8 protein-coding genes are annotated in these 10,367 nt (G+C 66.0%); 4 read left to right on the top strand and 4 right to left on the bottom strand.

Going from position 1 to position 10,367, the window contains the following annotated elements; translation table 11 throughout:
- Positions 1–195: 195 nt before the first annotated feature.
- Entirely contained in the window at positions 196–1,686 is a 1,491-nt protein-coding gene (locus M2S36_RS24660; protein WP_233693852.1) for a GGDEF domain-containing protein, read from the top strand.
- Here M2S36_RS24660 and M2S36_RS24655 read toward each other — a convergent pair.
- Positions 1,683–2,159, bottom strand: a complete 477-nt coding sequence (locus M2S36_RS24655) for a ferritin-like domain-containing protein (RefSeq protein ID WP_207832496.1) — start codon at positions 2,157–2,159, stop codon at positions 1,683–1,685. The two genes, M2S36_RS24660 and M2S36_RS24655, sit on opposite strands and share 4 nt — an antisense overlap.
- Before the next feature lie 203 nt (positions 2,160–2,362).
- Between M2S36_RS24655 and M2S36_RS24650 the strand changes: the two genes are divergently transcribed.
- A complete protein-coding gene (locus M2S36_RS24650; RefSeq protein WP_015268980.1) occupies positions 2,363–2,584 on the top strand; it encodes a DUF3820 family protein in 222 nt (73 codons plus the stop codon).
- A 121-nt stretch (positions 2,585–2,705) separates the two neighbouring features.
- Here M2S36_RS24650 and M2S36_RS24645 read toward each other — a convergent pair whose 3' ends face one another.
- Genes M2S36_RS24645 through ptsP form a run of 3 tightly spaced genes read right to left on the bottom strand, consistent with a single transcriptional unit; the run spans position 2,706 to position 8,242 of the window.
- Positions 2,706–4,445, bottom strand: coding sequence for a PTS fructose-like transporter subunit IIB (locus tag M2S36_RS24645; protein WP_233687289.1), 1,740 nt, complete (start codon positions 4,443–4,445; stop codon positions 2,706–2,708).
- Positions 4,442–5,389 carry a 1-phosphofructokinase gene (pfkB, locus tag M2S36_RS24640; RefSeq protein WP_333958008.1) on the bottom strand — a complete coding sequence of 316 codons (948 nt, stop codon included), beginning with the start codon at positions 5,387–5,389 and terminating at the stop codon, positions 4,442–4,444. Before pfkB ends, M2S36_RS24645 begins: the two co-directional genes overlap by 4 nt.
- The gene (gene ptsP / locus M2S36_RS24635; protein ID WP_207832490.1) at positions 5,390–8,242 is read right to left on the bottom strand and encodes a phosphoenolpyruvate--protein phosphotransferase; all 2,853 of its coding nucleotides are present in this window, start codon (positions 8,240–8,242) and stop codon (positions 5,390–5,392) included. It abuts the gene before it with no gap.
- A 284-nt stretch (positions 8,243–8,526) separates the two neighbouring features.
- Between ptsP and cra the strand changes: the two genes are divergently transcribed.
- Together cra and M2S36_RS24625 are read left to right on the top strand one after the other, a co-directional pair.
- On the top strand, positions 8,527–9,522 hold the full coding sequence (gene cra, locus M2S36_RS24630; protein ID WP_207832488.1) for a catabolite repressor/activator: 996 nt from the start codon (positions 8,527–8,529) through the stop codon (positions 9,520–9,522).
- A 2-nt stretch (positions 9,523–9,524) separates the two neighbouring features.
- Positions 9,525–10,301 (top strand): TatD family hydrolase, encoded by a 777-nt coding sequence (locus M2S36_RS24625; RefSeq protein ID WP_207832486.1) that lies wholly within the window; start codon positions 9,525–9,527, stop codon positions 10,299–10,301.
- Positions 10,302–10,367: the final 66 nt, after the last annotated feature.

Below are 10,367 nucleotides of genomic sequence, written 5' to 3'. Positions count from 1 at the left end.
CGTACACCGCGAACACCGGCGAAGCCGGTGCCAGACACCGCGTTGGTTTCTTCGCGGGTGAACCCGCTCCCACAGGGGCTTGTGGACAGTCCAAAACAAGGTATACCGTGATTCCGTCGGACAAATGTTGTTCGACAATCCCCGCTTCCCTAGAATGTCGCCGCCGCGAATGGCCCTGCCCACGCAGTAGCGAGCATGACCCCCCGACCACCGCGTTTCGCACTCTACAGATCGCACCCCGAGCTGATCCTCAACCTGGGCAGTTGCCTTGCCGTGCTCGCCATTGTGGCCATCGTCAGCTACCTGCTGGCGCGTGAGCGCGACAATGTCGAGCTGTCGGCGATCCGCTCGTCCAACAATATCGTCCAGCTGATCGAAAGCGACATCCTGCGCAACGTCGAACTCTACGACCAGTCACTGCAGGGCCTGATCTGGGCGGTCGGGCGCAAGGAGCTGCCGGAAATTCCCGCCCCGGTGCGCCAACGCCTGCTCTTCAATGAAGCCTTCGTCGACCGCAAGCGCGGTGACGTGCTGTGGCTGGACAAGCAAGGCAACGTGGTAGGCGATTCCACCAGCAGCGTGCCACGCCGGGCCAACTTCGGCGACACCGGGGTGTTCCAGGCACACCTGCACAACCCCAACCTCGGACTGCTGGTGGGCCCACCGTTCAAGGCTACGCTCGGCGACCAGGACTGGTGCATCAGTTTCAGCAGGCGCATCTCCGGCCCCAATGGCGAGTTCGCTGGTCTGGCAGCGGGTGCGCTGCGCCTGTCTTACTTCAGCGACCTGTTCCGGCGACTGGATATCGGTGATGACAGCAACATCAGCCTGTTCAACGCCGACGGACAGCTGCTCGCCCGCCAGCCATCACGGCCACAAGATCCGCTTATAGGCACCAACTACGCCAATCGCGCCAATTTCAAGCGCATACTCAACGAACAGAGCGGTAGTTTCACCGCCCGCTCCGGCAGTAGTGCCACGCTGCGCATGTACACCTTTGCCCGAGTCCCGCAGCTGCCGCTGATCGTGCTGGTGGCTCACTCCGCCGAGGAGGTGTTCCAGTCCTGGCGCCGCACGGCGATCGTCGTCAGCGTCGCCACCGGCGTACTGTGCGTAGGAATTCTCTGGCTGACCCTGTTGCTGGGGCGCGAATTGCGCCGCCGCCAGGAGGCCGAACAGTGCCTGGCGACCCTTGCCGCTACCGACAGCCTGACCGGCCTGGCCAACCGCCGCCACCTGGATCAGGTACTGCGCCAGGAATGGGCCCGCGCCCAGCGCAACCGCACGCCGTTGGCGGTGCTGATGGTGGATGTTGACCACTTCAAGGCCTTCAACCAGCGCCATGGCCACGCCGGTGGCGACCATGCCTTGCGCGAAGTGGCCAAGGCCATCGAGGCGTGCATCCGTCGCCCGGCCGATCTGGCGGCGCGCTATGGCGGTGAGGAGTTCCAGGTAGTGCTGCCGGAAACCGACCTGGCCGGTGCGAGACTGCTGGCCGAGCGCATCCGCGCCCGCGTCGAGGCGCTGGCGCCGTTTGCCGACGATGCCCACTCGGTCACCGTGAGCATCGGTATCGGCCTGTCGGGCACCCAGCACGACCTGGCGAGGGTGCTGGGTGCTGCGGACGAAGCGCTCTACCGGGCCAAGGCCAAAGGCCGCAACCGGGTAGAGGGGCCTGCCGACTAGGCGCGGGCGCGCGCGGCGTTGCGCAGGGCCCTGACCTGGTCATGGTTGCGCTGCACGCCTTGCAGCTGTTTTTCCACCAGGGTGTAGGTCTGGTCGCTGGCGCCGCGGCCCAGCTTCACCAGTTTCTCACGGGCTTCCTTGTAGGCCTTGAGGGCATGGTCCTCGCCCCGCTCCACCTCGTTCAGCACCGCTTCCTCATCCTTGCCGGTCACCATCGCCTTGAGGTTGACCCAACCCCGATGCAGGTCACCGCTGATGCTGGTGGAGGTTTCCGGGTCGCCCCCCAGGCGGCGCACCTCGCTCTGCAGTTCACCGGCAGCATTGGCACACTCACCGGCACGTTGAACGAAGAACGCTTTCAGTTCGGGGTTCTTCACATCATCGGCCGAGGCTTTGAAGCCTTTCTCGCCATCCTTGCTGTACTCGATCAGGTCGTTGAGCACATCGATCACGTCTTTGTTGGGATTGCTCATGATACGAACTCCTTGGCAGGTGATAGTCATCTGTAAGGGAGCAGCGTTCGTGCCAACCTTGTGCTCTCAATAAAATACTTTTAAATCAAATAGATATGATGACAAGAGTAAATGCTGAAACCGGCGTTCTGCATGATTGCCGCTTGGGCCTTCGTGCAGATTGCAGTATGGTCGGCGCTTTTCAACAGCCAGGTGCGCCGATGATGAAGCCGGAAACCCTCGAACTGCTGGTGACCCGCACCATGCCATTTGGCAAGTACCAGGGACGAATCATTGCCGACCTGCCAGGTGATTACCTGGCCTGGTTTGCACGCAAGGGTTTCCCGGCGGGGGAACTGGGTGGGCTATTGGCGTTGATGCATGAGATCGACCACAACGGGCTGGGCGATCTGCTTGTGCCGTTGCGGCAGAAGCACGGGCGTTGACCTGCTCCGGCCTCTTCGCGGGCACGCCCGCTCCCACAGGCTCACTGCAAGCTTCAAGATCATGCAGTACCTGTGGGAGCGGGCGTGCCCGCGAAGAGGCCAGTAATGCCTACAGAAGTCTCTAGCCCTTCACCGGCACCACCGCCAACTCCACCCGCTCGCTTTTCTTGATCACCGCATACACCACCGCCGTCAGCAGGCTACCCGCCACGATCGCCAACAAGTACAACAGCGCATGGTTGATCGCATTGGGGATCAGCAGCACGAACAGGCCGCCATGCGGCGCCATCAGCTTGCAGCCGAAGTACATCGACAATGCCCCGGTCAATGCCCCGCCGGCCACGCTGGCCGGAATTACCCGCAGCGGGTCCTTGGCGGCAAACGGGATCGCCCCTTCAGAGATGAAGCACAGCCCCAGCGCCAGGGCCGCCTTGCCCGCCTCGCGCTCGCTCTGGGCGAACTTGCGTCGGGCCAGGAAGCTGGCGATACCCAGGCCAATGGGTGGCACCATGCCGGCGGCCATGGTCGCCGCCATCGGCGCATAGCTCGACGAGGCCAACAGCCCCACCGAGAAGGCATAGGCAGCCTTGTTGATCGGCCCGCCCAGGTCGACGCACATCATGCCACCCAGCAACAGGCCCAGCAGAATGGCATTGGTGGTGCCCATGCTGTCGAGAAAATGCGTAAGGCCTTCCAGCATCGCCGCCACCGGCTGGCCGACCACATAGATCATCACCAGGCCGGTGAACAGGCTGGCCAGCAGCGGAATGATCAGGATCGGCTTGAGTGCCTCCAGACTGCTGGGCAGGCGCGCCCAGCGGGCAATGGCCTTGGCGCTGTAACCGGCGAGGAAGCCGGCGACGATACCACCGATGAAACCGGCGCCCAGGGTACTGGCCAACAGGCCGCCGATCATGCCGGGTGCCAGCCCCGGGCGGTCGGCGATGGACCAGGCGATATATCCCGCCAGCAGCGGTACCATCAACTTGAACGCAGCCTCGCCGCCGATCTGCATCAACGCGGCCGGCAAGGTGCCCGCTTCTTTATAAGCCTCGATACCGAACACGAACGACAGGGCAATCAACAAGCCGCCAGCCACCACCATCGGCAGCATGAACGACACGCCGGTGAGCAGATGCTTGTATACCCCGGTCTTCTCGCCCCTCACTGGCGTGCTCACTGCTGCGGCATCGCTGCTGTTTTCCACCTTGGCTTCGGCCAGGGCCTTGTCCAAGGTGGCACGGGCCTGTTTGAGGGCGATACCGGTGCCGCAACGGTAGATGCGCTTGCCGGCGAAACGTGCGGTGGGCACTTCGATGTCGGCGGCCAGCAGCACTACATCAGCTGCGGCGATGGCTTCGGCAGACAAAGGGTTGCGCGCACCGACCGAGCCCTGGGTCTCGACGGTGAACTGGTAGCCCAGTTGCTGCGCAGCCTGTTGCAAGGCTTCCGCAGCCATGAATGTATGCGCGACGCCAGTCGGGCAAGCCGTGACGGCGACGATGCGTGCGCCAGCGCTGCCTGCTTCGGCCGGGCTGCCTGGCACTGTGGCCAGCAGCTGGGCGTTGGCCGCCGCTTCATCGAGGAAGCCTTCACGGTCGGCCAAAGCCTGGGACGGCGTGCTCTGGTACACGCGCTTGCCGACGAAACGGGCCAGGTCCACCGGGCCGGTGCTGACCACCAGCACCCAGTCGGCCTCGGCAATCTGCGTGGTGCTCAGTCGCCGCTCGGGGTGGCCGGCATCCTGCACTTCGACGCTGGTACTCCAGCCGCGCCGCTGGGCTGCGGCGGACAGCAAGCGCGCGCTCAGCACGCTCGACACCTGGCCATTGGGGCAGGCAGTGACAATGGCAATGTTCATCGGCAACCCTCTTGTTGTTCTGTCAGTTGCACACCGGCTTCCAGGCGCGCCAGTTGCTCGCGGTCACGGATGCCGAAACCAACCTGGGTAACAGCCTGGGCGGCGATCGCGGTGGCACGGGTCAAGGTTTGCGCTGGGGCTTCGCCCATCAGCAGACCGTGGACCATGCCGGCCACCAGCGAATCACCTGCGCCCACCGTGCTGGCGACCTGCACCTTGGGCGGGCAAGCATGCACGGCCCGGTCGCGGGCGAACCAGCTGACGCCCTGCTCGCCCGCCGACACCACCACGTGTTCGACGCCACTGGCCAGCAGGTGCTCGGCAGCGGCGCGCTGCTGCGCCGGGTTATCCACAGCCAGGCCGAGTACCTCGCCCAGCTCATCGGTATTGGGCTTGACCAGCCAGGGCGAGCTCTGCAGGCCGGCACGCAGGGCTTCGCCACTGCTGTCCAGGGCTACCTTGAGGCCTTGCGCCTTGAGCTGTTCGAGCAACTGGCGGAACCACTCGGGGCTGATCCCGCGCGGCAGGCTGCCAGCCACCACCACCGCATCGTGGCCCGGGGCGATCTGCGCCAGGCGGCGCAGCAATGCACTTCGTGCCGCTTCGTCAACTTCCGGACCTTGGCCATTGATGTCGGTGACACGGCCATCGGCCTCGACCAGCTTGATGTTGCTGCGGGTTTCGCCCGGCACGCGGACAAAGCAGTCGGCGAAGCCGCGCCAGTCGATCAGCGCCTCGAACGGCTGCAGGTTATCGCGCCCGAGGAAGCCGCCAACCGTGACGCTGTGCCCCAGGTCGGCCAGAACCTGGGCAACGTTCAGCCCTTTGCCCGCGGCGTGGCTGTGCTGTACCTGGCTGCGGTTGACCTGCCCCGGGCGCAAGGTATCCAGGCCGATGGTGATATCCAGCGCCGGGTTCAGGGTGAGGGTGAGGATCTTGGCCATTCAGTAACGCTCCACCAGCGCGCGAACCGCTGCGGCGCTGTCCTGTTGCAGGGCCTCGCGCGCCAGGGCGCGGGCCGTCTGGTGATCGGCCTGGCGGACCAGGGCCTTGACTTCGGCAATGCTGCGCGCGGCGACGCTGAGTTCGTCCACGTCCAGGCCCAGCAGCACGGCTACCGCCTGCGGGTCGGCCGCCAGCTCGCCGCACACGCCCACCCACTTGCCATGGTCATGGGCGGCGCGCACGGTCATGTCGATCAGGTTGAGCACCGCCGGGTGCAGGCCGTCGGCCTGGGCCGAGAGGCTGGGGTGGCCACGGTCGATGGCCAGGGTGTACTGGGTCAGGTCGTTGGTACCGATGCTGAAGAAGTCCACTTCGCGCGCCAGTTGTGGTGCCAGCAGCGCTGCCGAGGGCACTTCGACCATGATGCCCAGTTGCAGGTCGGCTACCGGGATCTCGGCACGCAGGCGCTCGACCATGGCCCGCGCCTCACGCCATTCGTGCACCTGGCCGACCATCGGGAACATGATGCGCAGCGGGCGCTGGTCGGCCGCCCGCAGCAAGGCGCGCAACTGGTCTTCCATCACCTGCGGGCGCTGCAGGGTCAGGCGTACGCCGCGCACGCCGAGGAACGGGTTTTCCTCGGCAGCGATCGGCCAGTACGGCAGCGGTTTGTCGCCGCCGACATCGAGGGTACGCACTACCAGCGGGCGCCCGTCGAGGCCATCGAGCACGCGGCGGTACTCGGCTTCCTGGGTGGCCACGTCCGGGGCCTGGGGGTGGGCCATGAAAATCAGCTCGGTGCGCAGCAGGCCCACGCCTTCGGCCCCCTGCTCCACCACCTTGGCGATGCCGTTGCTCTCGCCGATGTTGGCGAACACCTCGACGGCGTGGCCATCGCGGGTGACCGCCGGCTCGAAGCGGTTGGCCCAGGCGGCCTGCAAGCGTTGCTCGCGCAGGTCACGCTCGGCCAGGGCCCGTTGCAGTTCATCCGCCGGCGGCGCCACGCTGACCACGCCACGCTGGCCATCGAGCAGCAGCGGCGTGCCATTGTCCAGCAGCAGTATCGACGCCCCCGCGCCCACTACCGCCGGGATGCCCAGGGCACGGGCGACAATGGCGCTGTGGGCGGTGGCGCCGCCCTGGGCGGTGACAATACCGGCGACGCGGCTCGGGTCCAGCCGGGCGACATCGGACGGGCCGACTTCGGTCATCACCAGCACGTAGGGTTGCTCGGGTTCAGCCTGGGCCTGCACGCCACACAACTGCGCCAGCACGCGGCGGCCGATGTCACGCAGGTCGGCAGCACGTTCGGCGAGCAAGGCATCGTGCAGCGATTCCTGCTGGCGCGCCGCCGCCTCGATCACCGCCATCCAGGCGGCTGCGGCGCTTTCGCCCTGGCCCAGGCGCTGCTCGACATCGTCGGTCAGGGCCGGGTCGGCGAGCATTTCCTGATGGGTGACGAAGATTTCACCGATGGCCTTGTCGCTGCGCTGGACCAAGGCCTGCAGCTCGCCATTCACGGTCGCCACGGCTTCACGCAGCTTCTGCCGCTCCTGGGCGCACGACTCGCCGCGCAGGGGGTAGTCGAATTCACGCTCGACACACACATGCGCCGGGCCACTGGCAATACCGGGCGCAGCACCCACGCCGTGGATGCGGCTACCGGCTTCGGGCGCTTGCAGCACTTCGGCCGCTGCGCTGGCGACGGGCGCCGCGCTCTGCGGCAACGGCTCCACCTCCTCGCCGAGGCCTTGTTCGATGGCGGCCAGCAGCACCGGCAAGGCATCGGCGGCGATGCCTGGCTCAGCCACCAGCTCCAGCACCTGGCCACGTCGGGCGCCGAGGCTGAGCAGCTTGCTCAGGCTCTTTACCGACACCGCCGGCTGCGCGCTGTCGAGCAGGCGTACACGGATTTCCCCCTCGAAACCTTTGGCCAGTTGCGCCAATACCTTTGCCGGGCGGGCATGCAAACCGTGCGGGTTGGCCAGCACGACACGCGCGCTGGGCCAGTCTGCCGGCGCCTCACCGCCCAGCACTTCCAGTACCGCGCGGCTGCTGGTGGCCTGGTAGAGCATTTGCCCGCGGCCTTCGATCAACACTTCGCACAGGCGCTCGAGCAAGGCCTGGTGAGCAGCACCAAGGCTGGCGAGGCAGAACAGGCCGTTGAGCGGCTGGTCGCGGTAACGCAACGGCTGCTGCGGGGTAATGAAGGCCAGGCCCGGTTGGCGCACCTGGCGCTCGCTGTGCAGCCACCACAGGCCCTCGCCCAGCGGCAGCGGCTCGGCCTGCTGCAGCACGGCGGCAAAACCGCTGTCGACGCAGTCGGCGCGCTGCAACAGGCGGGCGCCGCGCCAGGCCAGTTCATCGAAGTCTTCGGCCGGCAGGTTCAGGCCGACCAGTTGTGCATCCAGCGCCAGTTCCTGTGGCGCGCCCTGCAACAGTTTCAGCAACGCCTCGGCGGAGCCGGCGCGGCGCAATGCTTCGGCCAGGTCGGTCTCGCCCAGCGCGCGGGTCAGCAGTTGCAGCAGGCGCAGGTGCTCGTCGGAACGGGCGGCGATGCCAATGGCAAGGTAGACCATCTGGCCATCGCCCCAGTCCACACCCTCGGGGAACTGCAGCAGGCGCACGCCGGTGGCGTACACCAGGTCTCGGGTCTGCGGCGTGCCATGGGGGATGGCAATGCCCTGCCCAAGGAAGGTGGAGCCTTGTGTCTCTCGGGCCTGCAGCCCTTGCAGGTAACCCTCGGCGACCAGGCCGTCAGTGACCAGCCGGTCGGCCAGCAGGCGCAATGCCTCGGCCTTGTCGGCGGCCTTCTGGCCCATGGCTATCTGCTCCTTGGCGAGCTCGAGCATGACCTTCTCCTTTTGCAGTTCCCGGTCGGGTACTGGAGTATTGTTGTGAAATTCACATGAACGGCCAGTTCAACAGCCTTGCACGGATGGCAGCCGAGGCAGAAAATTCGGCAGCTGAAACGATTAATCTGACCAGGCGGCCACGTTACTCGATAATCTGCCGAGGAAAAAGCCCCATCCTGTCGGACAATTGCGACAATGGTCGTCTGCGCGTGGCGCCCCCGCCGGGTCAAACTTCCCGGTCAGGCCTCACAGCCAGCCCCGGTAATAACAAGGAAAATTCGGTGAAACTCAGCGATATCGCCCGTCTGGCCGGTGTGTCCGTGACCACCGCCAGCTACGTCATCAATGGCAAGGCCGAACAGCAGCGCATCAGCAACAGCACTGTCGAGCGGGTACGCGCGGTGGTCGAGGCCCACGGCTTCACCCCCAACCCGCAGGCCGCTGGCCTGCGCAGCCGGCATACCCGCACCCTGGGCTTCATTCTCCCGGATCTGGAGAACCCCAGCTACGCCCGCATCGCCAAGCAACTCGAACAAGGTGCCCGCGCCCGTGGCTACCAGTTGCTGATCGCCAGCAGCGACGACCAGCCCGACAGCGAGCGCCAGTTGCAGCAGCTGTTCCGCGCCCGCCGGTGCGACGCGCTGTTCGTCGCCAGCTGCCTGCCACCGGAAGATGACAGCTACCGCGAACTGCAGGACAAAGGCCTGCCGGTGATTGCCATCGACCGCCGCCTGGACCCTGCGCACTTCTGCTCGGTGATCAGCGACGACCGCGACGCCAGCCGCCAACTGGCCGCCAGCTTGCTGAGCGCCGCCCCGCGCAGCATCGCGCTGATAGGCGCACGCCCCGAGCTGTCGGTCAGCCAGGCACGTGCCGGCGGCTTCGACGAAGCCCTGCAAGGCTATGCCGGCGAAGTTCGCCGCTATCAGGGCGAAGCGTTCAGCCGTGAGTGCGGCCAGCGCTTGATGCAGCAGCTGATCGAAGACTTCGGCGGCCTGCCGGATGCCCTGGTTACCACCTCCTATGTGCTGCTGCAAGGAGTGTTCGACACCCTGCAGGCCCGCCCTGCCGACTCGCGCCAGCTGCAGCTGGGTACCTTTGGCGACAACCAGTTGCTCGACTTCCTGCCGCTGCCGGTGAATGCCATGGCCCAGCAGCATGGCCTGATTGCCGCCACCGCGCTGGAACTGGCACTGGCCGCGATCGAGGACAAACGCTACGAACCTGGTGTACATGCCGTCGGTCGAACGTTCAAGCAACGCATTACAGTGGCCTGAACATGCGCCTGATCGACACCCACACTCACCTGGACTTCCCCGACTTCGACGCCGACCGCCCGCGCCTGCTGGCCAACGCGGCGGAGCGCGGGGTGGAGCGGATGGTGGTGCTGGGGGTGTACCAGGCGAATTTCCAGCGGGTGTGGGACCTGGCCTGCGCCGACCAGCGCCTGTTCGCCGCACTCGGCCTGCACCCCATCTACCTTGACCAGCATCGCCCGGAGCACCTGGTGCAGTTGCGCGAATGGCTGGAGCGCCTGCATGGCAACCCACGGCTATGTGCCGTGGGCGAGTTTGGCCTGGACTACTACCTCGAAGACCTGGACAAGGCCCGCCAGCAGGACCTGTTCGAAGCGCAACTGCAGATGGCCTGCGACTTCGAACTGCCCGCCCTGCTGCACGTGCGCCGCAGCCATGCCCAGGTGATCGCCACGCTCAAGCGCTACAAGCCGGCGCGGGCGGGGGTGATACATGCGTTTGCCGGCAGTTATGAAGAGGCCCGCGAGTACATCAAGCTGGGCTTCCGGCTTGGGCTTGGCGGTGCGGCTACCTGGCCACAGGCGCTGCGGCTGCGCAAGACCCTGGCGCGGTTGCCGCTGGACAGCGTGGTGCTGGAGACCGATGCGCCGGACATGGCGCCGGTCATGTACCCAGGGATGAGGAACAGCCCGGAGCACCTGCCGGAGATTGCCGGGGCGCTGGCGCAGGTGATGGGTGTGGATGTCGCGGAGCTGGCTGAAGCCAGCACCCGCAATGCTTGCGAGTTGTTTGGCTGGTAAGTTTCAAGGTGACCGTGATTTTTGTGGGAGCGGCCTTGTGTCGCGAAAGGGCTGCGTAGCAGCCCC

The sequence above is a fragment of the Pseudomonas sp. SF2 genome (assembly GCF_036858055.1).
Classification (GTDB): Bacteria; Pseudomonadota; Gammaproteobacteria; order Pseudomonadales; family Pseudomonadaceae; genus Aquipseudomonas.
The sequence above is the reverse complement of the archived record's forward strand: the minus strand, read 5'-3'. Positions and strand labels throughout refer to the sequence as shown.

Excerpts from the sequence above, each read along its gene's own strand:
- M2S36_RS24655 (WP_207832496.1), bottom strand. The coding sequence starts at position 2,159 with ATGAGCAATCCCAACAAAGACGTGATCGATGTGCTCAACGACCTGATC.
- M2S36_RS24625 (WP_207832486.1), top strand. The coding sequence starts at position 9,525 with ATGCGCCTGATCGACACCCACACTCACCTGGACTTCCCCGACTTCGAC.
- M2S36_RS24645 (WP_233687289.1), bottom strand. The coding sequence starts at position 4,445 with ATGAACATTGCCATTGTCACTGCCTGCCCCAATGGCCAGGTGTCGAGC.
- ptsP (WP_207832490.1), bottom strand. The coding sequence starts at position 8,242 with ATGCTCGAGCTCGCCAAGGAGCAGATAGCCATGGGCCAGAAGGCCGCC.
- M2S36_RS24650 (WP_015268980.1), top strand. The coding sequence starts at position 2,363 with ATGAAGCCGGAAACCCTCGAACTGCTGGTGACCCGCACCATGCCATTT.
- M2S36_RS24660 (WP_233693852.1), top strand. The coding sequence starts at position 196 with ATGACCCCCCGACCACCGCGTTTCGCACTCTACAGATCGCACCCCGAG.
- pfkB (WP_333958008.1), bottom strand. The coding sequence starts at position 5,389 with ATGGCCAAGATCCTCACCCTCACCCTGAACCCGGCGCTGGATATCACC.